Annotated in this window: 22 protein-coding genes; 4 read left to right on the forward strand and 18 right to left on the reverse strand. The window is 33.9% G+C overall.

Annotated features, from left to right (window positions below):
- Window positions 1-10: 10 nt before the first annotated feature.
- Window positions 11-1,291 (reverse strand): enterotoxin EntFM, encoded by a 1,281-nt coding sequence (gene entFM, locus ACUN28_RS19905; RefSeq protein ID WP_016088305.1) that lies wholly within the window; start codon window positions 1,289-1,291, stop codon window positions 11-13.
- 712 nt (window positions 1,292-2,003) lie between these two features.
- Here entFM and ACUN28_RS19910 point away from each other — a divergent pair.
- Window positions 2,004-2,174, forward strand: a complete 171-nt coding sequence (locus ACUN28_RS19910) for a hypothetical protein (protein ID WP_033659667.1) — start codon at window positions 2,004-2,006, stop codon at window positions 2,172-2,174.
- 45 nt (window positions 2,175-2,219) lie between these two features.
- On the opposite strand, the gene ACUN28_RS19915 is transcribed toward ACUN28_RS19910, so the two are convergent.
- Complete coding sequence (locus ACUN28_RS19915) at window positions 2,220-2,822, reverse strand: nitroreductase family protein (RefSeq protein ID WP_016088307.1); 603 nt, start codon at window positions 2,820-2,822, stop codon at window positions 2,220-2,222.
- 245 nt (window positions 2,823-3,067) lie between these two features.
- Window positions 3,068-4,021, reverse strand: coding sequence for a D-alanyl-D-alanine carboxypeptidase family protein (locus tag ACUN28_RS19920; RefSeq protein WP_016088308.1), 954 nt, complete (start codon window positions 4,019-4,021; stop codon window positions 3,068-3,070).
- Between the two features lie 208 nt (window positions 4,022-4,229).
- Between ACUN28_RS19920 and ACUN28_RS19925 the strand changes: the two genes are divergently transcribed.
- The gene (locus tag ACUN28_RS19925) at window positions 4,230-5,231 is read left to right on the forward strand and encodes a S66 family peptidase (protein ID WP_033659824.1); all 1,002 of its coding nucleotides are present in this window, start codon (window positions 4,230-4,232) and stop codon (window positions 5,229-5,231) included.
- Between the two features lie 118 nt (window positions 5,232-5,349).
- Here the strand turns inward: ACUN28_RS19925 and ACUN28_RS19930 are convergent, their stop codons facing one another.
- The 9 genes from ACUN28_RS19930 to ACUN28_RS19970 all read right to left on the reverse strand — a co-directional run bounded on the left by ACUN28_RS19930 (window position 5,350) and on the right by ACUN28_RS19970 (window position 17,410).
- Complete coding sequence (locus ACUN28_RS19930) at window positions 5,350-5,796, reverse strand: DUF6376 family protein (protein WP_016088310.1); 447 nt, start codon at window positions 5,794-5,796, stop codon at window positions 5,350-5,352.
- A gap of 89 nt (window positions 5,797-5,885) precedes the next feature.
- The gene (locus ACUN28_RS19935) at window positions 5,886-6,107 is read right to left on the reverse strand and encodes a hypothetical protein (protein ID WP_016088311.1); all 222 of its coding nucleotides are present in this window, start codon (window positions 6,105-6,107) and stop codon (window positions 5,886-5,888) included.
- Between the two features lie 207 nt (window positions 6,108-6,314).
- Window positions 6,315-8,876: a glycosyltransferase gene (locus tag ACUN28_RS19940; protein ID WP_016088312.1), complete on the reverse strand. Its 2,562-nt coding sequence runs from the start codon at window positions 8,874-8,876 to the stop codon at window positions 6,315-6,317.
- 448 nt (window positions 8,877-9,324) lie between these two features.
- Window positions 9,325-11,049: a thiol reductant ABC exporter subunit CydC gene (gene cydC / locus ACUN28_RS19945; protein WP_016088313.1), complete on the reverse strand. Its 1,725-nt coding sequence runs from the start codon at window positions 11,047-11,049 to the stop codon at window positions 9,325-9,327.
- 2 nt (window positions 11,050-11,051) lie between these two features.
- On the reverse strand, window positions 11,052-12,767 hold the full coding sequence (gene cydD, locus ACUN28_RS19950; protein ID WP_016088314.1) for a thiol reductant ABC exporter subunit CydD: 1,716 nt from the start codon (window positions 12,765-12,767) through the stop codon (window positions 11,052-11,054).
- A complete protein-coding gene (gene cydB / locus ACUN28_RS19955; RefSeq protein ID WP_016088315.1) occupies window positions 12,767-13,783 on the reverse strand; it encodes a cytochrome d ubiquinol oxidase subunit II in 1,017 nt (338 codons plus the stop codon). Before cydB ends, cydD begins: the two co-directional genes overlap by 1 nt.
- Entirely contained in the window at window positions 13,770-15,173 is a 1,404-nt protein-coding gene (gene cydA, locus ACUN28_RS19960; RefSeq protein WP_016088316.1) for a cytochrome ubiquinol oxidase subunit I, read from the reverse strand. The genes cydB and cydA overlap by 14 nt, the downstream gene beginning before the upstream one ends.
- A 617-nt stretch (window positions 15,174-15,790) precedes the next feature.
- Window positions 15,791-16,846, reverse strand: a complete 1,056-nt coding sequence (locus tag ACUN28_RS19965; RefSeq protein WP_016088317.1) for an LLM class flavin-dependent oxidoreductase — start codon at window positions 16,844-16,846, stop codon at window positions 15,791-15,793.
- Window positions 16,847-16,966: 120 nt separating this feature from the next.
- Window positions 16,967-17,410, reverse strand: a complete 444-nt coding sequence (locus ACUN28_RS19970; protein ID WP_001205523.1) for a MarR family winged helix-turn-helix transcriptional regulator — start codon at window positions 17,408-17,410, stop codon at window positions 16,967-16,969.
- 388 nt (window positions 17,411-17,798) lie between these two features.
- On the opposite strand from ACUN28_RS19970, the gene ACUN28_RS19975 reads away from it, so the two are divergent.
- Window positions 17,799-18,542, forward strand: coding sequence for a hypothetical protein (locus tag ACUN28_RS19975; protein ID WP_016088318.1), 744 nt, complete (start codon window positions 17,799-17,801; stop codon window positions 18,540-18,542).
- A gap of 88 nt (window positions 18,543-18,630) precedes the next feature.
- On the opposite strand, the gene ACUN28_RS19980 is transcribed toward ACUN28_RS19975, so the two are convergent.
- Window positions 18,631-19,179, reverse strand: a complete 549-nt coding sequence (locus tag ACUN28_RS19980; RefSeq protein ID WP_016088319.1) for a DUF4865 family protein — start codon at window positions 19,177-19,179, stop codon at window positions 18,631-18,633.
- A gap of 120 nt (window positions 19,180-19,299) precedes the next feature.
- Between ACUN28_RS19980 and ACUN28_RS19985 the strand changes: the two genes are divergently transcribed.
- On the forward strand, window positions 19,300-20,088 hold the full coding sequence (locus tag ACUN28_RS19985; protein WP_016088320.1) for a LysR family transcriptional regulator: 789 nt from the start codon (window positions 19,300-19,302) through the stop codon (window positions 20,086-20,088).
- A 97-nt stretch (window positions 20,089-20,185) separates the two neighbouring features.
- On the opposite strand, the gene ACUN28_RS19990 is transcribed toward ACUN28_RS19985, so the two are convergent.
- The 5 genes from ACUN28_RS19990 to ACUN28_RS20010 all read right to left on the reverse strand — a co-directional run bounded on the left by ACUN28_RS19990 (window position 20,186) and on the right by ACUN28_RS20010 (window position 24,829).
- Entirely contained in the window at window positions 20,186-21,139 is a 954-nt protein-coding gene (locus ACUN28_RS19990; RefSeq protein WP_016088321.1) for a branched-chain amino acid ABC transporter permease, read from the reverse strand.
- Between the two features lie 49 nt (window positions 21,140-21,188).
- A complete protein-coding gene (locus ACUN28_RS19995; RefSeq protein WP_033659665.1) occupies window positions 21,189-22,049 on the reverse strand; it encodes a branched-chain amino acid ABC transporter permease in 861 nt (286 codons plus the stop codon).
- A 21-nt stretch (window positions 22,050-22,070) separates the two neighbouring features.
- Window positions 22,071-22,772 (reverse strand): branched-chain amino acid ABC transporter ATP-binding protein, encoded by a 702-nt coding sequence (locus ACUN28_RS20000; RefSeq protein WP_016088323.1) that lies wholly within the window; start codon window positions 22,770-22,772, stop codon window positions 22,071-22,073.
- Window positions 22,750-23,523: an ABC transporter ATP-binding protein gene (locus ACUN28_RS20005; protein ID WP_016088324.1), complete on the reverse strand. Its 774-nt coding sequence runs from the start codon at window positions 23,521-23,523 to the stop codon at window positions 22,750-22,752. Before ACUN28_RS20005 ends, ACUN28_RS20000 begins: the two co-directional genes overlap by 23 nt.
- 88 nt (window positions 23,524-23,611) lie before the next feature.
- Window positions 23,612-24,829, reverse strand: a complete 1,218-nt coding sequence (locus ACUN28_RS20010) for a substrate-binding domain-containing protein (RefSeq protein WP_016088325.1) — start codon at window positions 24,827-24,829, stop codon at window positions 23,612-23,614.
- Between the last annotated feature and the right edge of the window lie 93 nt (window positions 24,830-24,922).

Here is a 24,922-nt window from a genome sequence, read left to right on the forward strand (position 1 = left end):
CTACTTTTTCTTAGTATGCTTTTGTGTAACCTAACATGTGCTTGCTCCAGTAAGAGTTGTTTACAGAACTAATACGTACACCAGTTGCATCAGTTTCTGCACTAATGAACTGACCGTTTCCTAAGTAAACACCCATGTGAGAAGGACCTGATTTATAAGTATTTTGGAAGTATACTAAATCACCTGGTTGTGGATTGCTAGTTTTTGTTTTAGAGCTCCAGTATCCAGCAACTGTTTGACGAGCGCCTTTATGACCAGTTTGATTTAATACGTAGTGAATGAATCCACTGCAGTCAAAACCAGCAGGTGTTGTACCAGCAGTTCTGTATGGTGAACCATTTAAAGATCTAGCGAATCCAGCGATTGAAGATGTATCTCCACCTGTTGATGGTTTTTGTACGTCTTTACCTGGTTGTTGAACGTTATTTGTAACGTTATTGTTATTCGTAACGTTGTTTACTCCGCCTTTTACAAACTTAACGAAGTCTGCACTTACGTAACCTGTGCGGCCATTATGGTTAATTTTGTACCAACCATTTTCAGCGCCAGTAACGTTTAATACTTTACCTTGTGTTACGCCACCGATTACAGCGTTGTATGTAGCTGGGCCTGTACGTACTTTTAAAGCACCAGTGTTAACAACATAAGAACCACCAGTTTGAACTGTAGTAGTATTGTTGTTTGTAGTTGGTTGTTGTGTTTGGTTAGATACAGCAGAACCACCTTTTGTTACGAAGTCTTTGCTTACGTATCCAGTTCCACCATTGAAGTTGATTTTAAACCAATCTTGTACTTCACCTACAACTTGTACTGTTTTACCTTTATTTACAGAACCTAATACTGTATGAGATGTACTTGGGCCTGTACGTACGTTAAGTGAAGAAACGTTTACTGTGTAAGTACCTGTTCCTTGTTGAACAGTAGTTCCTGTTTTACCACCAGTCGTTACGAAGTCACCACTTACATAACCAGTTTGGCCGTTTACAGTTACTTTGAACCAACCGTTTTCTTGTCCAATTACTTGTAGTACTTGACCTGATTTCACTTTAGAAATCACGTTATGTCCTGTACCAGCACCTGAACGAACATTTAATACATCAGCGGTTACTGTGTATTTTAAGTCGGATTTTGTTTCTACAGTTTTTGTTTCAGTTACAGTCGTTTGAGTTTGAGTTTGTCCATTAATTTCTTTTAGCGCTTCGTTTGAAACTTGTGCATGAGCAGAATCCATACCTGGAACTGCAACACCTACTACAGAAGCTGCTGCTAAACCTGCAATTACTTTTTTCATAAGTTGTCTTTACTTCCTTTCCCTACTATCCTCTTAAAAAAAAATTATAAACTTAATACTTTACAATATTATCAAAGTAAAATATTCATCAAGTTCCATTTTTTAACAAGAGTTTTATTTTTCACACAGAGTTCATTTTAAACGAATGAAGTGAATTCCGTGTGAACTTCATGTGAACTTTACCATTAAACTTATTGTTTTTGCAATGCTTTTTTCAATTCTTTTATGTATTTCATTGAAAATTCGACATTTCATTCATTATCTTAATATATATTTTCTATCCACTTTTAAAAACTCTATTCATCTAATACAATGCAAAGAATGTATTTCCTAGTAAAGTTCCTGCCATGAAGCATACTCTTATCATGACAAAAAATACTTTTTTTATCAATAGTATAATATTTTTAAAAAACTATTTTTGATACTATCTATCACTTTTAAAAGATTTGACATTTTGTAAGATTTAACTTCAAAAATCGTGTTCTAATTTGACGAAAATACACATTCCACTACCTATTTTTCACTAACTATGGAATTTCTAGGATATTTATATTATCATATATTTAGTGGTATTTTAACCAATACATATTTTATTTACCCTACACTGAAACCTATCGAACTTTTACAGGTCGGTATTCTCCACGTAGCATTAAATTTTGAAATGGAAGTCTTATTGCCTGCAAATATTGGGATTAAAGAAGGAGGTATATGTATGAAAAACATAATAGATGATCCTATAAATAAAAATATAGAACTGTACTATGCTTTTTTTCAATTCGTTTCAATTATTACCTTACAAAAAATATCAACTATTGAAACACGTAAAATCGAATTAAAAAATCAGATGAAAAATTCCTATCAAAAAAATCCTTATTACTTATAAAAGGTGAACAGGTTGTACCCCTGTTCACCTTTTATCATTCCTACATTATTTATAAATTTTCACACGATTTTCTAAAGGTTGGTATTCTTTTTCGCCTGCAGGTACCGCCGGTTTACCAAACGGCATTTGTGCAGTAAGTTTCCAAGTTTCTGGAACTTCCCATTCTTTTCTTACTTCTTCATCAATTAACGGATTGTAATGCTGCAATGTAGCACCAAATCCTTCGATTTCTAAAGCTGTCCAAATTGCAAATTGTAACATTCCTGAGGATTGCTGTGACCACGTTGGGAAATTCTCTTTGTATAATGCAAAGTTTTCTTGTAGTTTTTCCACTACTTGACTGTCTTCAAAGTATAAAACTGTTCCATAGCCACTTTTAAATGCATTCATTTTTTCTTCAGTAGATGCAAAGTTATTTTCAGGTACAATTTTTCGTAACGCTTCTTTCGTAATATCCCATAACTTATCATGCTGTTCTCCTAACAAGACGACAACGCGAGCGCTCTGAGAGTTAAAAGCTGAAGGTGTATGTTTTACAGCATGATAGATCACTTCTTGAATTCTTTCATCAGAAACTACTTGCTCTTTACTAATTGCATAAATAGATCTTCTGTCTTCAATTGCTGAGTAAAAATCTTTTGCCATCATAATTCCCTCCAATTTTCATTTGAGGCTTTTTCATATGTATACATCATGTTCCGCCTCTTAAAACTTATCATTAATAAGCTTCTAACTTTAGACTATCAACAAACAATAATAAACTCAAATAATAACACTCACATTTTTTACCTTTTTATTTCCTAATGCTAAAAATAAAAAGGCAATTTATTGTTACCGATAATAGGTAACAACAAACTGCCTTTCTGATATGATGATCTAACTCAGTATTTCACTTAATTAACTAAGCCAAATGCATAAGACATTAGCTTATTCGTCTCTGTAAAACGCTTCGTTTTACCTTTCGTTCCCATTACAACTGTAATAATACGAGTATCACCTTGTTTTGCTGTACCCGTAAAACAATACCCTGCGCTATCTGTAAATCCTGTTTTTAATCCGTCTATTCCTTCTATATATAAAGCTTTATTATTTTTATTTAACATATCATTTGTACTTATAACATTAATATTATTAAATGCTAACTGACTTTGACGTAAGTGAGTCACTTCTAATATTTCTGGATAATCTTTTATAAGATGATACGCCAAGTTTGCTACATCAGCAGCTGTCATCTTCGTCTCACTTCCATCAGGTTCCTGTAGTCCTGATGCATTTGCGAATTTAGCATAATCCGACATTTTTAACTGCTTCGCTTTTGCATTCATAATTTGAACGAAATCTTTCTCCGTTTTTGCCATATGTTCCGCTAGCGCCACAGCCGAATTATTTGCTGATTCAATCATTAATGCATGGAACAGATCTTTAACAGTCAATGTGTCATTCACTTGAACTGGGATTCTCGCACCTTCTGTTTGTGCCGCTTTCGCACTCATTTTCACTGGATCTTCCCAACGAACTTTCCCATTATGTACATTTTCTAATAAAAGGTACGCTGTCATCATCTTGGACATACTAGCTGGCGCAAAAGCTTCATTTTCATTATGTTGATAAATAATATCTCCATTACTCGCATCGATAATCATAGCTGCTTTTGCATCAATTTCGGGTGGGATGTACTTTGGTGGCACTACTTTTTCAGTTAATCCTGTTTCAGGTAATTCTGCCACTTGTAAAGGTGGTCCCTCTGCACTTGCTGTACTCTTTTGAGTTCCTTGGAATAAGAACCAACATACCCCTAAAATAAAAACTAATAGGATCGTTATCCTTCCCCATTTTAACCGCTTCATTTCAAAACTCCTTTAGCAAACCTTTTATACACTCACACTCAACCATAACAACTTTCCCTTTATATCGTCAAGGTAAAAAGCATATTTATTCATCTATAGCAATTATTATTTCAATGCATTTATGTTACAATGAAAACACTGAAATATAAGAATATTCACCGATAAATCCTCATAAATAAAATTTTTTAAATAGAAGGGATTCATGCAAATGATACTTCCAAAATCATTAAAATACGGAGACACAATTGGGATCTACTCACCTTCTTCACCAGTAACCTACACTTCTCCCAAAAGATTCGAACGTGCAAAATCTTACTTACTTCAAAAAGGATTTCATATATTAGAAGGTTCACTAACAGGTCGATATGATTATTATCGTTCTGGAAGCATACAAGAACGTGCAGAGGAACTAAATGACTTGATAAGAAACCCTGATGTTTCTTGTATCATGTCAACTATTGGCGGTATGAATTCTAATTCCTTATTACCTTATATTGATTATGACACTTTTCAAAATAACCCTAAAATAATGATTGGCTATTCAGACGCCACAGCTTTATTACTAGGGATCTATGCAAAAACAGGAATTCCTACCTTTTACGGTCCGGCGCTCGTTCCCTCCTTTGGAGAATTTGAGCCTTTTGTAGATTATACATACAAATATTTTGCAGAAACATTACTGCATGATCAAGTGCTTCCTTACAACATAGAACAACCTTTATTTTGGTCAGATGAATTTATTAATTGGGAAGAGAAAACAAAAGAAAAAGAACTTAGACAAAATAATTGGATTTCTGTAACAAACGGACAAGCTACTGGACGTGTTATTGGCGGCAACTTAAATACAATACAAGGAATTTTGGGCAGCCCTTATATGCCATGTATTCAAGAAGGCGATATTCTATTTATTGAGGATAGCTCAAAAGATGCAGCTACTATTGAAAGAAGCTTTTCATCACTTAAGGTTAGCGGTGTATTTGATAAAGTTTCAGGTATTATTCTTGGAAAACATGAGCAATTTGATGATTGTGGTACAAATCGCAAACCTTACGAAATATTATTAGAAGTACTGCAAAACCAAAGAATCCCTTTACTAGCTGACTTTGATTGTTGTCATACCCATCCAATGATTACTATGCCTATAGGTGTTCAAGTGAACATGAATGCAACTAATAAAACAATACATATTTTAGAAAAATGGAAGATATAAATTGAAACTTTAATCAGCCCTCACCAATTGGGCTGCCTGGCAAATTGGCGGATAAAAAAAGCTTATATTATAGGAAGAAAACATAAAAAAGCTCCGTTATTACAACCGGAGCTTTTTATTATTGCCCTAAATTTTGAACCTTCTCTTTCAAATCACGAACTTGATCTATCGTCTGCATAAGCTCAGAGTTTTTAAATTGCTCTACATCCACTTTTCCTTCTTCTATCTTCGTCATTGCCGTATCAATTAATGTATTTAACTTTTCGTTATATCCGACGATTTGCTGATGAAGATCCTTTGCTACATCAGGTGGTGTTAATTCATTGAAAGCGGGTATATCTTGTTTAATTTCACTAAGCTTCGTTTCTAACTCTTTTCGAGCCTCACTATCATTAACAGCCTTTTCAGCTAATGCTGGTGCATCATTTGCAAATGCACTTATTTCATTTACATAGTCTGTAGCTTTTTGAGCATAATCTATGGAGTTCCTTCCTTGCTCTACTAGTGAACATCCCATTAAACCAATTGAAACTATACAAGCTAATAAAATTGATTTGATTTTCATTTTAGACTCCCTTCGTCTTTATAATTGTCTACAATTTTCTCTATCATAACTTCTAGCCAAATTGCCTATACCCTTTTTCAAATGACTATCTAGACTCTTACATGTCCTATAATCGTTACAACATCTACTTCTATGTGTACGCTAATAATATCTTCAATTATATCCATATATCCTTGTCCTATAGCTGCTCCATAGTGTAATGTAAGCCCCTTCTTTTCATACACTGACTTTGGCACTGAAAAAATAAATCTCCTCAAGTTTCTTTCATCAGCAGGCTCCATAATTAAAACAATTCCATCCTCTTCAAACATATACACTCGCCCTCCAACTTTACATTCACTATGGCTCAGTATTGCCTTTGTCAGCTAAATTTAAAACCTAAAAATAAGATGCACATCGCTCTATAATTAAAATTAAGAAGCATTAATTCTGTTTTTAAAGTTTAATGCTTCTTCAAAACTTTGATTTAACTGTCCATAATCCGTATTATGCGAATTATTTCAATTCCCCTCAATTCTTCATTTCCGGACAATATAGAGTACATCAGTTTCAGATAAACCAAATTTCCTCGCACTTCTCATTCCTTGTTTTTCAGCTATGTTATACAATTCAACCTTAAATCCTACATTCATTAATCGTTGTATAAATCCCGATTGATTATAAATCCTTACATGTTCTTCATGACCAAAAGCTAATTTTCTCAATTTTGGCGTTAAAATTAATTCATTCTCTATAATAATATCTACATTCATTACGATTGGAGCTTGAATAATTCCCCATCCATTTGTTTTTAAAACTCTATATAACTCTCTCATCGCTTTTTCATCATCTTGAACGTACTGTAATACATGACCACATAAAATCACATCAAATGTATCATTTTCATATGGAATTCTAGTAACATCAATTTCCTGCATTAATGGATCCTTTGGTTCAATATCTCCACACACATATATAATATTTTTATACTGAGCAAACCAACTTCTTAACTTCGCTTCTGGTGCAATATGAAGCATAGTATCATTTCCACTTAATAAATCCGTTTCCATTTCAATATATATACGATATAACCTTTCACGGTCCATCGAATCACATACCGGACAAATCCCCGTATCTTTATTCCACATCTCGAATTTGTATTTTGGAAAAGCGTAATGTTCTGGCCAAGGAGAAAATTTTTCAAATTGTTGATTGCAAAATTGACAATAGCAGACGTCTTTCTCAAATATACGATTAACTAACTTATTTAGTTCCTTCTCTATCTTTTCATTATCAATTTGATTTAATTGACTATTTTTTACCACATCCTTAATTATTAAAACGGCATTTTCCAAACAATGAGTTAAACACTCTTTATAATCTTGCTCACAATTTAAAAACCCACTATTATATGCATCTATTATTAATTCAATCCATTCTTCAATTGTCTTTAATGTAAATTGCATTTGTTTTTGATTTTCCCCACTATGTTGTCTAAAATAACTAAGAGGTTCCTCTATATAAACTACTTTCCCTTTCCTCATCATATCTAGCCATGTTGCAATGTCATTAATAGCAGAGTAACCCTTCCCCTTAAAACACCCAAAATCCCCTCCCAAAAATTTTCGATTAAACAGAACTGTTGTAGGCTCACCAACTACATTTTTTAAGTTTTTTAACATATAATCCCCTAATTCTTTCCCTTCAAAAAGTGTAGTTTCTTTGGCGATTTTCACATTCAATGTTGATGGTGATAATACTTTTCCATTCTCATCAATTAATTCACGATATGACGTCACAAACGAAATGTTTTCTAGACTAAAAAAACAGTACATCATTCTTTTAATCTTTTCAGGATGAAATAAGTCATCATCTAATAAAAAGTTTATATAATCTCCATTTGCAAGTTCTATACACTTATTAAAGTTCTCTGCTTCTAATCGAGGTTTATTTTTAACATATGTAATACATTCATATTCACTTAAATATGGTTGGATCATCGATTGAACTTCACCGTTTGTACTATCGTCAGAAATTATTATTTCGATATTTTCATATGTTTGATTCAAAGCACTTTTGAGAGCTAATTCCAAGTAATGTGGTTTATTATAGGCAGGAATTAGTATACTGACTTTCGGTAAATGAGAGTTGTTATTCCGATACTGTTTTTTCTTTTCTATATTTATTTCCTTTCGCTTAATTTTTCGGTAATAGTCTAATGTATATAATGTTGATGGTGGAACAAATTTTCTTGCATAATCTAGAAAATTAGTTATCGCTTTATATAACTCTTTTTCAGTAGATAAAAAACCATACTTTTCTCCAACTATAATACTATGTGAAAAATCCTCTACTCCATCCATAAGTTTATTAGATTCATTCAACTGTTGACCTGAATGTAATCGGAAGTAACTAAGTGTCTCCGCTATATATACTGCTTTTCCTTTACTTAATAAAGATAACCATGAGGCTATATCTACATTACATAGATACCTTCTCTTATCAAAAATCCCATACGGTTCTTGTAAATCATTTTTACGAAATAAAACTGTTGTCGGTTCTCCAATATAATTTTTTTGATCCACAATTACCCTATTTCCTAATTCTGTTCCCTCTATAATCGTATCCTCTTCAAATAAACGGACAGTTGAATAAATATGTCGTAGTTCTTTCCCTTTATCATCAATTACTTGACGATGAGATGTTACAAGCTTGATTTCATTATCTAAATCATTGAAAAAATACTTCATCATTTTTTCAATTTTATTCATATGAAATATATCATCATCCATTAAAAAATTTATATACTCACCGTTCGCTTCATTAAATAACATTAGCGCATTTTCAAATTGTCCGAGAGTTGACCTGTTTTTTATATAAATAATATTTGAATGATCACATAAGTATTTTTGTAACACATTTTCCGTTTCGTCATTCGTGCTATCATCTCCAACAATAATTTCTATATTAGAATATGTTTGTTGTAATACACTACACAATGCTTTTTCAAAGTAGCCAGGACGATTATAAGTAGGAATTAATACACTTACCAATGGAATTCGCTCTATCGACTCTTCACTTTTTTCAAAACGATTCCCCATCTTTTCCCTCCACCTTTTCGCATATTAGTTATATACGCGACATAATATCACATTACTTAAACCGTATGAAACCTTTATACTTTTATGCAAGCCCATAACAAAATATCCTACTTTTCACTCCTAAATATACATATTCAATAACATAAGCATTTGATTAGCTGCTTTTTATTCATTTGATTTCTATCGTAAAGTAATGTCAGGCAAATAAAACGAAACTTTAATTAGAGGGGGCTTCTCCATCCTTTCTAATTAGCCCCCTCACCAATCGTTTTTTTACGTACAGTTAATCTCCCACCTAACTTCCTCACATCAGCCGGATCTTAAGATAGGAGTCTTACTCCCTGCAAATAGCGGGATAAATCTATACCTTAAAAAGAATATATATTTCTTAACAAAAAAATAGCTGCACCATTAGGCGTAGCTATTTTACAACTATTACTTATTCAAACTATATTCCTTTATCTAACTCATACAGCTTACGATACTTCTCGTTTTCTTTCAGAAGTTGTTCATGACTACCTTGCATCACAATTTGACCACGATCAAGGAATATAACTTCATCTACATGTTCAATTCCTACAAGGTGGTGTGTAATCCAAATAACAGTCTTTTCTTCTGTTGCAGAAAACATTGTTTCTATTAAAGATAGTTCTGTCTTTGGATCTAAGCCGATCGTAGGTTCATCAAGTACAATAATTGGAGCCTCTTGCATTAGCGTTCTAGCAAAAGCAACCCGTTGTCTTTCTCCACCAGAAAACCTTTTTCCCATTTCATACATTTTTGTTTGCAATCCATCTGGAAGAGAAGCTATATGCGAAGCTAATTGTGCTTTCTCTAAAGCTGTCCATATCTCTTCATCCGCAGCCTCTGGTTTACCGATTCGCACATTATTTCCAATTGTCGTATCAAATAAATGCGGCTTTTGATTCAATACAGAAATATATTTTGATAAAAGATTCGTATGAGCCTGTTCACTATTCAATAAAACTTCACCATGTAACGGGCTTAGCGCACCTGCTAACAATTTTAACAAAGTAGATTTTCCTGTTCCACTTCTTCCTAAAATGGCGATTTTCTTTCCTGCCTTTATTTGCAGTGATACTTCTTTCAATACAAATTCATTACTATCTGGGTAACGATACGATACATTATTTAATTCAATGTCTATATGTTTTGATGCAACATAATCTTTATCTCCATGTAATTCCTTTTCATCCTGTAAAACATCATTAGCTTCTACTCTATTTAGACGATGAGCAGATTCTACATATGATGGAATTCGATCGATAGCATCTGAAAGAGGAATAAGCGCGTTTGTGACTGATAACGTCATTAAGACGAAAGCCGCAATAACGGTAGGTGCAATCTGTTCACTTGCCGCCTCATTTCCAGTCCATATGATCATTGAAATAACTACAATCCCCACTACTAATTGAATGATACTGTCCCTAATATGATTCCAGCGCTTCATTCTTTTTTCCGTTTTTAACAACTGAGCATTTTGCTCTACATACTTATCGATGAATTCATCTTTTCTACCACTTGCTTGCCAATCTGATAATCCAAAAACAGCGTCTGTTAATTGTTGATACAAACGGCTTCTTCCTTGTTTTAAAGTAACATGATGTTGCTTCATTAAAAGTAATGATACAAACGGAAGCAGAAAGACGATAATAGCCAACATACATGCTGCAATAAGTGCAAATACTACGTCAAATGCACCGATAACAAGTACGAATATGCTATATACAACTAATGCTAATAGACTAGGAAATATTGTACGTAAATATAGGTTTTGCAAATGCTCTATATCTTCGGATAATATACCTAACATATCGCCCGTTTGAAATCGTGAACGGAAAAATAACGCCTGCGGTTCTACTATTCTGTATAGTTTCGTTCTCATCTTTTCTAATATGCGTAGTACGACATCGTGTCCAACTAAACGCTCCAAATAATGAAATACCGCTTGTCCTATACTAAACGCACGTGTTGCAACGATAGGAACATATACAGCCATTACATTTTCTGGTCTAAGAGCAGATTTAGAGATTAAATAACCTGAAATGAAAAGTAACATCGCACCTGAACTAACTCCAAGAAGACCAAGGAAAATAGTTAAAGTCATTCTACCTTTATTTTGCTGTATATAAGGTTTAATCCAGTTACTCATCTCTATTCCCTCTCTTTCCTGTGAAAATGTAGTGCCGCATTCTTTAAAAGTTCTTCATATGTTCCACTTTCTATCATTTCCCCTTTATTTAAAATAAGAATATGATCCATCTGTTTCATCCAGTGAAGACGATGTGTTGCAAGAAATACTAACTTACCTTCAAACAGACGTAACATCGCTTGTTTTATTTCAAATTCAGTTTCAATATCAAGATGTGCCGTAGGCTCGTCTAATAAAATAATTGGCTTTTTACTTAGAAGTGCGCGTGCCATAGCGACACGTTGTTCTTGTCCACCACTAAGCATACGTCCACCTTCTCCAATTCTTTCGTACATTCCATTCGGAAGCGATGCAACAAGTGAACGAAGACCAACTTCATTAATAACTCTTTCCACTTCTTCATCAGTTGTATTTGTTTCATAGAAACAAATGTTATCTTTTAATGAAAGCGGGAAAATATAAGGTTGCTGCGGAATATAAGCAATATTCTTTTGCCAATCTTCACGAGTAGACCCGTCAATTTCAACACCATTTACAATCAACTTTCCACCAGAAGGAGTTAAAAATCCTGCTAATACGTCGATTAGTGTTGATTTCCCCGCTCCACTCTCACCAATAACACCAATAGCACCGTTACCTTTCCAAGTAAAATCAATTCTCTCTAATATCTCTTTTTCAGATTCATCATTCTTTACTTTTACATCTTGTAATTTCAAGTTACTAGATGAATTCCATATGATATCTACATTAGATTCTTTCTTTCCTATTTCTTTTTGTTGCTGTAAAATCTTTTCTATTTGCTCCATTGCAAGTTGTCCATCTAACGTAGCATGGTAATTTGCTCCAACTTGTTTAATCGGCAAGAAATATTCCGGAGCTAAAATTAAAATCGTAAGGGCTGGCAATAGTACAATTGTCCCGTCTATTAAACGTATCCCTAATCCGACCGCCACAAATGCGATTGATAAACTCGTAAAGAAATCTAATGCAAAAGAAGAAAGAAAAGCAACTCGCAAAGTACGCATCGTTGCTTTTCTATATCTTTTACTTACCTTTTCAATCTTTCCTTCGTGCTGTTTACTTTTACCTAAATACTTTAATGTTTCTAATCCTTTTAACGTATCTACAAAATGATTAGAAAGTACACGATATGTTTCATATTGGCTATCCGCCATTTTCTGTGCTGCTAATCCTAGTAGGATCATAAATATAATTACGATAGGAATCGTTACAACTAAAATGATTCCAGACTCAATATCTAACGTAAAAACATATAGTACAATTAGTCCCGGTATGATACTACTTCTAATCATTTTAGGAATTGTTAATTCAATATATGTTTTAAATTTCTCAATACCTTCTATCGATAAGGTAACCAGATGACCTGTTCCAGCAGTTTGAACATACCGTGGACCTAACGTGAAATACGCCTCTATTAATTGTTTTCTCAGTAGCGATCCTGTTTTTTCAGCAAAACGTTCCACTAATATCTGCGATATTCGAACCAACATGTGACGTACTGCAAACGTGATTCCAAAATAAACAGTTTCATTTAACACAGATTGTACTGTTTCTCCCTGAAATAAGAACGTAATAGCCCGTGCTAAAAACACTGTTTGTGCAATAATACTAAAAGCTTCTAAAATGCTAATGATTGTTAACACTACATATAAAACTCGGCTACCAGGATACGACGGAAGTCCTCTTTTTCTTTTCATTAGTACTCCAAATCTTTATCTGACTTAACAGGTTGTCTAAACACATAGAAACTCCATATTTGACTTCCCAAAACAAATGGCAATATAGCAATTGAAAAATACGTCATCAGTTTTAGTGCATAATCTCCTGATGCTGCATTATAAATTGTTAAATCGTATATTGACCCTAACGAGCTAATTAAGACACGTGGGAACATGCCGGCAAACACACTCGCACTTAGTAAAATGATTGTTAAACTCGTCATAACGAAAGCCCAACCATCTCTTCTTCGTTTATTTAATAATGTTGACGCACATAATGCTACAAAAGCTCCGATCGGAACCATAATCCACTCTGTACCATGACCAGTGAATATATCTGTTTTCCATAACCCTACACCGGCAAAAATAAGAAGTGCTATAATTGCAAGCGGTGCAATTTTCAACGCAGCAATACGTGCACGTTCTCTTAACTTACCAGTTGTACGTATAGTAAGGAATTGCAAGCCGTGAACAATACATAGCAGAAGGAACATAACTCCTCCAAGTAATGCAAATGGATGAAGTAATTGTAAGAATCCACCTACAGCATTTTTCGTCTCATCAATTGGAATACCTACCATAAAATTAGCAATGGCAACTCCCCAAAGGATAGGCGGTAGCAAACTTCCTAAAAACATACCCCAATCCCAAAAACCTTTCCATTTATGATTATCTATTTTCGCACGGAATTTAAAGGAAACACCTCTAATAATTAAAGCAAGAAGCATAAATACAAACGGAATGTAAAACCCGCTAAATAAAGTTGCATACCAGTGCGGGAATGCTGCGAACATAGCTCCACCTGCACAAACAAGCCATACTTCATTCGCGTGCCAAAATGGACCAATTGTATTTAAGTAAATTCTTTTCTCTAAATCGTTTTCCCCTAAAAACCTTGAAACTATACCTACACCGAAATCGAAACCTTCAAGTACAAAGAAGCCTACGAATAGAACTGCAATAATGATAAACCACAACTCATTAAGAGATAACATACTCATCCTCCTTATCAAATGGATCATGGCTTTGAGAATCCTGTTTCGTTTTCTTATTCTCATGTCCTTTAATGACACGAACGAATAAGTAAATAGTAATTCCACCTATAATTAAATATAGTGATGTGAACGAAACTAAAGAGAATAATACTTCTCCGAACGTAACATTTGGAGATACAGCATCTTCCGTTTTCATAACACCGAAAACTACCCAAGGCTGACGTCCCATTTCAGTCATAATCCATCCTACTGTATTACCGATAAACGGTAGTGCAATTGCATACACCATTAATTTTAAATACCAAGTTTTTTCAGCTAAACGATCTTTTCTTGATAAGAACCATCCGTATACTCCTAGAAGAAGCATAAATGTGCCACTCATTACCATCGCTCTAAAACTCCAGAACATAGTGTGTACTGGCGGTATATAATCTCCAGGCCCATATTTTTCTTCATATTGTTTTTGAATTTGATTCATTCCTTCTACTTGACCACTAAATTTATCAAATGATAATAGACTCAGCATATAAGGGATTTGAATTTCAAACGAATTTTCTTGCTTCTCTGCATCAATTTTCGCAAATACTGTAAATGGCGCTGGATCCTCACTCGTATTCCATAACGCTTCAGCTGCTGCCATTTTCATTGGATGTGTTTTAATTAATTGTTGTGCTTGCGCATGACCGAAGAATAATACAAGCGCTGTCGTAAGTGTTCCAACAATGATAGAAATGCGGAACGATTTTTTAAACACTTCAGTTTCTTGAGCTTTCGTTATTTTCCATGCACTCACACCTGCAATAAAGAAGGCACCAGTTGCAATTGCCGCTGTAATTGTATGCGGGAATTGTACCCATAATTGTGGGTTTTGGATAATTGCTAAGAAATCATTCATTTGTGCACGTCCATCTGCTGCCATTTCATATCCTACTGGCGATTGCATAAATGCACTTGCAGTTAAAATCCAAAATGCTGATAACATTGTTCCAATTGAAAGGAGCCAAATACATAAAAGGTGAATTCGCTTCGGTAATTTATCCTCACCGAATACCCATAAACCTAAGAATGTAGACTCAATGAAAAATGCTAATAAACCTTCAATCGCAAGTGATGGACCAAACACATCACCTACGAAACGTGAATAGGTTGACCAGTTCATACCAAACTGGAATTCTTGTAGAATACCAGTTACTACACCTACCGCAAAGTTTACAAGGAATATTTGCGTCCAAAACTTCGTCATCTTCTTATAAATTTCTTGTCCCTTTACCACATATAACGTTTGCATTAACGCAATGATAAAAGCTAAACCAATAGACAGCGGAACAAAAAAGTAATGGAAAATCGTTGTTGATGCGAATTGTATTCGTGCCAATTCGAGCGTTTCCATACTACAATCACTTCCTTCATAATTTTTTATATCGTATTTTCGATTGAGTTGTATGAATAAAACAACTCAAATCTTAGAAATATAGAAAGATAAATTTGTTTATGTACTTTTAGAAAATATAAATTTTCAGTTTTTAAGATAATTACAAAAGAACTTTCTCATAAAATTTACCTTTTCACTATTTCAGTAGTGTTTTATCCGTTAATCGAATTGTATAATATACCTGCATAGTAAATTCAGCTGATTTTTGACGTATTATTGACATCATTTTGTCTGAAATATGTCTTTTGTCATTTTTTTGAATTAGATTTTTCTCATTAATAAAATGTATTTTTTTAATATAAGACTTACTTTCATATCAATAAAATAATCGTTTTCCTCTTCATACACTTGACTTTTACGCAAAAAAATGTCCTCTGAACCAACAAGGAAATTAGTTAGTTTTTTGTCAAGAGAAAAATGTATTTTTAAAATTCAAACACAAAATAATGTTATTCAAAAATAGAAAACACCCGCTCTCTCTCTATACTAAAAATTCATTTTTTTGTCATTTTTTCAAACTAAATTAATATAAAAAAAAATACCGAGAATCGATTAGACTCTCGGTATTTTTTAAATTATTTTGCTGTATGTTTTCTAATAGCCGGTAAAATTTCAGTAGCAATTAATTCGATGTTTTTCTCAATTTTATCAAATGGTACACCACCAAAATCAATTTGTGCCATAAAGCGTTGTTGCCCAAACAATTCATATTGGTAAAGCATTTTTTCAATAATTTGTTGCGGACTACCAACCATTAACGCGTCACGGTAATCTATTGCATTTGTAAATTGGTGTTTCGGATACCCACCACCGCGTAGTGTAAGCATACCAGCATTAATGTGAGGATAGTATTCACTAAGTGCATCTTGTGAATTTTTTGCTGTATAAAATAAACTCGTTGTTGCAACTGGCAAACTTGCTGGATCAAACCCACTTTTCTCAGCAGCCTCACGGTAAGCATCTACTGATCCTTTAAAGTTAATAGCTGGACCACCTAGTGTTGTTATCATCATTGGTACACCTGCACGTCCTGCTTTAATCGCACTAGCTGGTGGGCCACCAACTGCACGCCAAATTGGTAAGTTATTATTTTTAGCTCTTGGAATAACCGATGCATGTGCAAGTGGTGCTCTGAACTGTCCATTCCATGTTACATGTTCCTCATTATTAATTTTTAATAAAAGATCCATCTTCTCTTCAAATAACTCTTCATAATCATTCACGTCATAACCAAGTAAACTATATCCTCCAATACGCGATCCACGGCCAGCCACAATTTCTGCACGTCCATTAGAAATCAAGTCAATTGTAGCAAAGTCCTCATATACTCGTACCGGATCAGATGTACTTACTATCGTTGCTGAACTTGCAATTTTTATATTTTTCGTAGCTTGTGCAATAGCTCCTAAAATAACTGTATGAGCTTGCGTCGTAAAATGCGTTTGATGACTTTCACCGACAGCAAATACATCCAGTCCAGCTTCATCCGCTAACTTAGCTGTTTCAATTAATTCATGAATTCTTTGTTCTGCACTAATTTTCTCTCCATTATGCGGATTTAAAACATGATCCCCAATCGAATATAATCCAAACTCCATTCCTTTACTTGTATCCATACGGTATTTTTCCATCATTACTCTCTCCTTTAATGAAGTGGTATTAGTTTCTCTTCTAAAAACGTCGGTAATTCAAATGTATCTCTCTATTCCTTACAACATCACTTGATTAGTCAATTGATTTCGTAAAAAAAATTACTCTTGTGGTAATTCTTTTTTTTCACTATGCTTATGAACTTTCGTCATCAGCTCGTATAATATTTTTTGCTCTTCTTCATTTAATACATCATCAAAAAACGAAGATTGAAATGCAAGTTGCTCTGGCAATGCTCTCTCTAAAGCTGCTTCCCCTTGCTCTGTAAGACTAATTGTTTTCGTTTTCCAATCCTGTTTTCGTACAATATATCCTTCTTTTTCAAGACGAGTTAACATTCGAGAAATACCGCCTTGTGTAACAGTTACCTTTTCAGCTAACTCCATTTGTGTTAATGGCTGATACGTACGTATTTGCAAAAGAACATCAAATTGAGCTGTCGTTAAATCAAAACGTTTTAAAAACTCATTTGACATCTGATTACTTTGGTTCGTGAATCGTATTAAACGTAACCATATTAATGACCCTATCGTATTATCACGCATGTTTGATCACTTCCTATCGTGAATCTTACTATCAATTTACCACTCAAGTGATAGTAATGCAAGAGATAATTATATTTTTCATACACCTAACTTAAAACAATATGTTATACCCAAATGCATCACTTGTGTAATATCTGGTCTACCTTTCTATGTAAAAAGATTTAAGCTCAAATACCTAATCCTTATTATGCATTTTTTTGCTTTCTGACACAATTTGTTCGGGAATTCACATCATTAAATAGTTACATTTTATTATCTCCAAAATGAAATATACACCTTATTAACGTACTCTTTCCCCCTCATAAGTATGAGTGTTTTTAATTTGCGAACAAAAAACTAAATATAATGATACAATTAAATAAAACAATCATAAAAAGGTGGGGATAACATGCAAATTTCTAAACGATTTATAAAACCATTTCCTGAATATGAGGACATATTTTATGATGATTTGGAACAGCATAAAAAACACTTTTTACCCATTTGCTCTATTAATTTACAATGTGTTGAACCGGAATCAGAAGAATGGTTACATATTGTGTCAGCAAAAGAAATCCATGATGGTTGCGTTGGTGATTTTACCAAACCATTTCACACAAATTTTACGAAAGCAGATACATTAGGGTTCGATGTCATTAATGGAAAATATAAATTTGAAGCGGATTGGAATTATTTCAAAATCGAACAAAATAATTCTGACATAATAGAACAAGCCTACGAGAGTAATGAAAGAAATTATCAAATCCGTAAAGAATATTTTCAACGTAATCAAAAAATTTATCCTTATTCTAGCTTTGGAAAAGAATTTACATCTGTAGAAGTATTAGAAGAAGAGTTTGCCGAAAAACAAACAAATGGCTGGGGATTAAATTATCCCGTGGTAAATGGTATCCTAAATGATGTTCGTTTTATGACAGAAGAAGGTAAAGAATTATTAGAAGACTGCGATAACGAAGACGAAATTTTTGACTTTACGAATCTTCTAAATGTACCAAAAGATGAATATGGACATCCATTTACATATGTTGGATTTGTTACAGGATATTATTTTCAAGCTTATGGTGCCGATCGTATTTACTTATTCTTTAATAAAGAATTAAGAAAAGCAGTAATTTGTTTTGAATATACATAAGATAATTAAGAAAAATCCATTTTGAACATTATTACATGAATCAACATGGATTTTTTATAAATAATTTATTTATATTTCAATTCCGCATCTACTGTGAAATGTGTAAAACCTCATATATTGTAATATCCTCCATCTCTTCAATTTCAGGCTTTACTTCATAAAATTCAAACTGACTATATCCCCACTTATCTGGGTTATACACTATTACATTCCCTTTACAATTTTCTGTATTCTGGGCATTCTTATTCAAAATGTTAAATTGAGTCCCAATCAATGAATTCTTTTGAGGGATACTCCCCGTATATTCGACAACATATCTGCATTTTTTAAAATCATCACTTAGATTAACAACTAATGGAACACCTATATTTATTTGTTGCCACCCAAACGATTGTAAAATATTATCGTAATACCCTTCAAAAATAAATTTATTCATCCCTTCATAACCATTCCAAATATATAAAGGTGCATAACAGTTATAGAAATTCCCATGCTTACCTGCCTCAGTCATTAAATATGCTTTGAAATTCAATTCTTGAAAACCATCCGTTTTATACCCATTATCCTCTACCCTTTTCCTAATAATCTCCATATCATAATCTTTTGGCAAAATGACCTTATATTGCATTCCAATCATGTTTATCACTCACTTTCCATCTTATATACACAATGATAAGGCGATGATTGACTAACGTAAAATAGGTATAAATTATGATTGGTATCATTTATAATGATATCGTATAAGGGGCTGTGATAAATGGAAATAAATGATCTTATTATATTCAAAACTGTAGCTAGCGAAGGTTCTATTAGTAAAGCTGCGAAAGAGTTAGGGTATGTTCAACCAAACGTAACTGAGCGAATCAAAAAATTAGAACAAGAGTTAGAAACACCTTTACTACATAGAGATAACAAAGGCGTTTCCTTACTACCTTCTGGAGACATTTTATTAGACTACACGAATCAAATATTAACTCTAGTAGAAGAAGCGAAAGATCAAATTAAAATGAGTGGTTCTTCTTATATAATCGCGACGTCACAATCTATTTTGACTAATTATTTAAGTAAGCGCATTAAAGAAAATTTCAGGAATTATCAAATATATGTAGAAAATAGTAGTCATTTGCAAAAATTACTGCAGCAACAAAAAGTTGATATGGTCATTACTTATGAGGATTACCCGGACACAGCGTTTAAAAAAGTATTTTCCACTTCAATTTCTATAGGCTTATTAAAAGCGAAAGAAAAGTGTACCATTGACTTTTCAAAGGAACTCTTCTTCGTTAGCAATGACAAAAAGTGCCCTTTTAGAAATAGGACGATACAATTTCTAAAAGAAAATAATCTATCTCAGCATCAACTTCAACAATTAGATTCTTATTCACTCATTGAAGATTTTATAAACGATGGCAACGGAATAGCCTTTTTACCGATTAGAAAGGATAAATTGGAACCAATTGAAGATATTCCAGTTGAGAAATTAGCTGTTCATTTTTTTACAAATCATAACTCTTTAAAACAAATCCCTGATGAACTATTTGATTAATAGAAGAGCTATCAAATTAACTAATTACATACGCCAATAAAAATCCCTCCTTTACGAATCTAAAAGAGGGATTTTCATATTCTATACAATTGATTTTTCACACATTTTGCTCCACTTCTGCACTTTTCTCCTTCTTATTCCGTTTCATACTCTTCAGTCCCTTAACCGTGCCAACTAATCCTTTCGGGAAAACTAGCAATACGATAATGTACAATAAACCGAGAATAATCGTCCATCGTTCAAAAATTGGAAACTCTGTGGCTAGTTCTGATAAATAATATTTCAGTGATTCAATAATTCCTGCTCCAGCAATCGCTCCAATTAACGTTCCAACTCCGCCAATCATCGTCATCAACAATGCATTTAATGTCATTTCAATTGAAAATACTGTCGTATTAACAAAACGCAATGTGATAACAAATAAACCACCGCTAATCGCAGCTACTACTCCTGCAACAATGCTAGCAATAATTTTATAATGAAGCACTTTATATCCTAGTGCTTCAACACGTTGTTCATTTTGTGAAATTGCCTTTAATACTTTTCCAATAGAAGATTTGGTAAAAAGACGTAACAGAATAAAAATGACAATTAAACATATAAGGGTTACATAATAAAAGTTAAAACGATCACGGAATAAGTCTGGTACACCAAATGTAAAACCATCCCCTCCATGAGTAAGCCCGCGCCACTTTTCAGCAAGTACGAAAAATAACTGTGAAATAGCAAGTGTTAACATTGCATAAAAATGACTTTTCAGCCGTAAAGAAAGCAAACCGATTATATAACTAACAATGGCTGAAATGATAATTGCAGCTACTATCCCTATAAAAAAATTCGTTATGGATACTCCTTGCCGATCAAATAAAAGCGCTACGCCATATGCTCCTATTCCAAAGAACATACAGTGACCGAACGATACAATTCCTGTATATCCAAGCAATACATCAAAACTCATTGCAAAAATAGCAAAGATGAAGATTTGAGTGAACAAAATTAACAAGCTCCGTGAATCATTTACGAATGGAAATACACTTAAACAAATGAGCATAAATACTCCGAAGTATACTTTAATTCGATTTGATGTGCTGTTCACCATTTCACCCCTTTTCACCAACAAGACCAGTTGGCTTCACTATTAAGAAAAATAGTAACATTAACATATTGATTGCAAGTGATAAATCCGGTATAAAATACGCTGTAAAAGCACCAGCTAATCCGACAATTAAAGAAGCGATTGCTGAACCTTGTACGCTTCCTAGCCCTCCAATGATTACTACTATGAAAGCTAAAATCGCATACTGCATACCCATCTCGGCGAAAATAACGCCTGAATACGGTGCTAATAAGAAGCCTCCCAACGCTGCCATCCCTGCTCCTAATAAAAAGACGAAAGAAAATATCGCTTTTATGTTAATACCGAGCGCTTGAACCATCTCTTTATCTATTACACCTGCGCGTATCATAAGACCTATCTTTGTTTTTTTGAGCAATAATAGTAAGGCAATGTAAATGATGATCCCAATTAAAATAACGAATAGACGATATTTAATCAATATAACGCCGTCAAATGTAAAACTTCCTTGTAACCATAACGGTAATTTTGCTCCAATTGGATTTGGTCCCCAAAATACTTTAATACATTCACTAAGTACAAGCATTCCCCCAAGCGTAACTAGAAGCTGGCGAACATGATTTCCATATACCGGTCTAATTAGAAATCTTTCTAAAATGAACCCAAGGAACATGCCCATAGCTATTGCTCCAATTAATGCTAATACATAACTACCTGTCATATTAAATAGCCAAACACCTGTAAACGCTCCCCACGCAAATAAACCACCATGTGCGAAGTTTAGAACGCTCATTAGACCGAAAATAAGTGAAAGACCTGATGCTAATAAAAAAATAAGCATCCCTGTTGAAATCCCATTTACAAATAAATTGATTAACACATCCATCCTTCTCACCCCGGATTCATGTTAAGAGATTCCTAAATATTTGTGACACATTTCCTTATCCTCTTTTAATTCATGCATAAAACCGTTATGAACAATTCTTCCGTTATCCATAATATAAAAGTAATCCCCAATTTGACTAGCCATCATAAAATTTTGTTCAACGAGTAAAACTGTTGTTTTCTCCTTCATTTTCAAAATGGCTATCATTAATTTTTCTATCATAATAGGGGACAAGCCTTTACTCGGCTCATCAATAAGTAATAAACCATCACTATTAATAAATGCTCTTGAAATTGCTAGCATTTGCTTTTGCCCTCCGCTTAAGAGTCCGCTTTTTTTGTGCCAAAATTGCTTTAAATCTGGAAATAGTTCCAGCATCCAGTCTATTTTTTCTTCCGCTTCTTCTCCCTTTCCTCTGGCAAGAGCGAATGTTTCTTCTACCGTCAGGTCGTGAAAAATGCCTTGATTTTCTGGTACATACCCTATTCCTTTCCTTGAAATTAAATGTGTAGACAATCCATTCACTTGTGTACTATCATAATAAATTTCACCGTGTGCGATATGGTGAAACCCCATAACCGAACGTAATGTCGTAGTCTTCCCTGCCCCATTTCTTCCAAACAGTACAGTAATCGTTCCTTTCTCAACAGCAAGAGAAACCCCTTGTAAAATATGAAACTGATCTAAATACGTCTCTATATTATTCACTTGTAATAGTGCCACTATATAATCCCCCTAAATAAGCACTTTGTACACGCTCATCTTTCATCATTTCTTCGGGCAAACCTTCAGCCAATAACTCTCCATGGAATAAAACGATAAGGTGGTCTGATAAACCTAGTACCATATCCATCTTGTGTTCAATCAGTACAATTGTACTCTCTGGATGTTTCTTAATATTTTCAATCACTTGTAAAATAGCCGGTACCTCCTCAACTGATATACCTGCCGTCGGCTCATCTAGTAGTAATACATCCGTTTTTAAAGCTAGTAACATCGCAAGCTCTAACTTTCGTTTTTCCCCATGTGCTAAATCTTTTGCTAATACATGTTCTTTCTCATGAAGTAATACTGTTTTTAAAAAACGTCTCGCTTCTCCAACTTGTTGCTTAAATTTTGCCGTACTCGGAAAAAAACTATAGTAATCTTGAACAAATGATTGAACACTTAAACGAACATTTTCAAGTACCGTTAACTCTGGAAATATATTTGTAAGTTGAAAAGAACGACCAATTCCTAATCGAGTTCGATCTGAAATTGATAATTTTGTAATCTCTTGCCCTTTAAAATATACTTCACCCTTTGTTGGAGAAATTTGTCCACTTAGTAAATTAAATAACGTTGTCTTTCCTGCACCATTTGGTCCAATAATGGAAATGAGCTTTCCTTTTTGTACTGTTAAATTCACATCTTTAATAACATGATGCTCGCCAAAAGATACGCTAAGATTTTTCGTTTCCAGCAAATGTGTCACGAAATCCCTCCCTTTAAAGCTTTAAGTATGAAAGAAATACGTATAAAGAGGGTTTGCCCCTCTTTATACAAAAAACTGAAAATTAAGTCTATTTATTTTGAACTGGTGGTTCTGTCTCTTTCATCGTTAATTCTCGCTCTAATACTGGCACCGGATAATCAACACCATCTTGCTTTTTCAATGTGATAGAATACAGTGTCTGCATCGCTTGGTGATCCTTTTCTCTAAACTTCATCTTTCCTTTCGGTGTATCAAATTCCATTCCTTCCATTTTCTTAATTAATGTATCTACATCTGTATCACCTTTTGTCTTCTTTAAAGCTTCTACAATTGAAATTGCCGCAGACATTCCTCCTGCTGTAAATAAATCTGGCACCGCACCATTAAATCGTTTTTTATGTTCTTCCACTAACCAATCATTCACCTTATTTTTCGGAAGTGTATGGTAATAAACAGAAAAACCTTGCATTCCTACTAACGCATCCATCGTTTTTAATGCCGGTATATCTGGTGCACCTGTAGAAATTTTAATGCCTTGCGCTTCCACATTCATATCTTTTAACTGTTTCCAAGGTGAGTTTGCCCCTGCCCAAACGATAAATAAATAATCTGGTTTTGAGCTAATGATATTTTGAATATTTGCAGTGAAGTCAGTCGAATTTGTATCTGCGTATTGCTCGTTTACAATATTTGCCCCTAATTTCTTCGCTCCAGCTTTAAATGCCGCAATTCCCTCACGGCCGTAAGCATTATCTTGTGCTAACGTTGCTATTTTCACATCTTTTTTAGCAATTGCCGCAGCACCAGCGACTGCATCTTGAGATGAATTTCTACCTGTTCTAAAAATATATTTATTCCAGTTCTTCCCGGTAATACTATCAGCTACTGCCGGTTCTACAACCATTATTTTTTCATATTCTTCAGCTAGTGGTAGAACAGCTAATGTATCACTTGAACTAGACGATCCGACTAAAAAATCGACCTTCTCTTCTTCTAATAACTTCGTAGCTTTTTTAACTGCTACATCTGCTTTCGTTTCCGTGTCTTCTACAACAAACTTAATCTTCTTCCCTTCCACTTTCCCTGTTCCACCCGTTGCATAGTCTAAGCCTAATTTAAATCCGTTCATGGTTTGTTTTCCATACGATTCTAATGGACCTGTTAATGATGCAAGAACCCCTACCTTAATCGTCTTTTCATCCTCTGTACTTGTTTTCTTTCCTGAACAAGCTGCCGTTATTAATAACGAACCTAACACACAACCAGTAGCCATCATTCTTAGCCATTTACGTTTTTTCATCGACATTGTGATCCTCCCCATACTTTACTTTCTGATAGAGTCAAACACGCCAAAGTTACCCATCCGTAATTATGACTTTTCCTTTGAATCATACAAACA

The organism is Bacillus sp. WC2507, assembly GCF_052656125.1.

What these genes read in the sequence shown, in the direction of transcription:
- entFM (WP_016088305.1), bottom strand. Translation starts at nt 1,291, where the DNA reads ATGAAAAAAGTAATTGCAGGTTTAGCAGCAGCTTCTGTAGTAGGTGTT.
- ACUN28_RS19910 (WP_033659667.1), top strand. Translation starts at nt 2,004, where the DNA reads ATGAAAAACATAATAGATGATCCTATAAATAAAAATATAGAACTGTAC.
- ACUN28_RS19915 (WP_016088307.1), bottom strand. Translation starts at nt 2,822, where the DNA reads ATGATGGCAAAAGATTTTTACTCAGCAATTGAAGACAGAAGATCTATT.
- ACUN28_RS19920 (WP_016088308.1), bottom strand. Translation starts at nt 4,021, where the DNA reads ATGAAGCGGTTAAAATGGGGAAGGATAACGATCCTATTAGTTTTTATT.
- ACUN28_RS19925 (WP_033659824.1), top strand. Translation starts at nt 4,230, where the DNA reads ATGATACTTCCAAAATCATTAAAATACGGAGACACAATTGGGATCTAC.
- ACUN28_RS19930 (WP_016088310.1), bottom strand. Translation starts at nt 5,796, where the DNA reads ATGAAAATCAAATCAATTTTATTAGCTTGTATAGTTTCAATTGGTTTA.
- ACUN28_RS19935 (WP_016088311.1), bottom strand. Translation starts at nt 6,107, where the DNA reads ATGTTTGAAGAGGATGGAATTGTTTTAATTATGGAGCCTGCTGATGAA.
- ACUN28_RS19940 (WP_016088312.1), bottom strand. Translation starts at nt 8,876, where the DNA reads ATGGGGAATCGTTTTGAAAAAAGTGAAGAGTCGATAGAGCGAATTCCA.
- cydC (WP_016088313.1), bottom strand. Translation starts at nt 11,049, where the DNA reads ATGAGTAACTGGATTAAACCTTATATACAGCAAAATAAAGGTAGAATG.
- cydD (WP_016088314.1), bottom strand. Translation starts at nt 12,767, where the DNA reads ATGAAAAGAAAAAGAGGACTTCCGTCGTATCCTGGTAGCCGAGTTTTA.
- cydB (WP_016088315.1), bottom strand. Translation starts at nt 13,783, where the DNA reads ATGTTATCTCTTAATGAGTTGTGGTTTATCATTATTGCAGTTCTATTC.
- cydA (WP_016088316.1), bottom strand. Translation starts at nt 15,173, where the DNA reads ATGGAAACGCTCGAATTGGCACGAATACAATTCGCATCAACAACGATT.
- ACUN28_RS19965 (WP_016088317.1), bottom strand. Translation starts at nt 16,846, where the DNA reads ATGGAAAAATACCGTATGGATACAAGTAAAGGAATGGAGTTTGGATTA.
- ACUN28_RS19970 (WP_001205523.1), bottom strand. Translation starts at nt 17,410, where the DNA reads ATGCGTGATAATACGATAGGGTCATTAATATGGTTACGTTTAATACGA.
- ACUN28_RS19975 (WP_016088318.1), top strand. Translation starts at nt 17,799, where the DNA reads ATGCAAATTTCTAAACGATTTATAAAACCATTTCCTGAATATGAGGAC.
- ACUN28_RS19980 (WP_016088319.1), bottom strand. Translation starts at nt 19,179, where the DNA reads ATGATTGGAATGCAATATAAGGTCATTTTGCCAAAAGATTATGATATG.
- ACUN28_RS19985 (WP_016088320.1), top strand. Translation starts at nt 19,300, where the DNA reads ATGGAAATAAATGATCTTATTATATTCAAAACTGTAGCTAGCGAAGGT.
- ACUN28_RS19990 (WP_016088321.1), bottom strand. Translation starts at nt 21,139, where the DNA reads ATGCTCATTTGTTTAAGTGTATTTCCATTCGTAAATGATTCACGGAGC.
- ACUN28_RS19995 (WP_033659665.1), bottom strand. Translation starts at nt 22,049, where the DNA reads ATGGATGTGTTAATCAATTTATTTGTAAATGGGATTTCAACAGGGATG.
- ACUN28_RS20010 (WP_016088325.1), bottom strand. Translation starts at nt 24,829, where the DNA reads ATGTCGATGAAAAAACGTAAATGGCTAAGAATGATGGCTACTGGTTGT.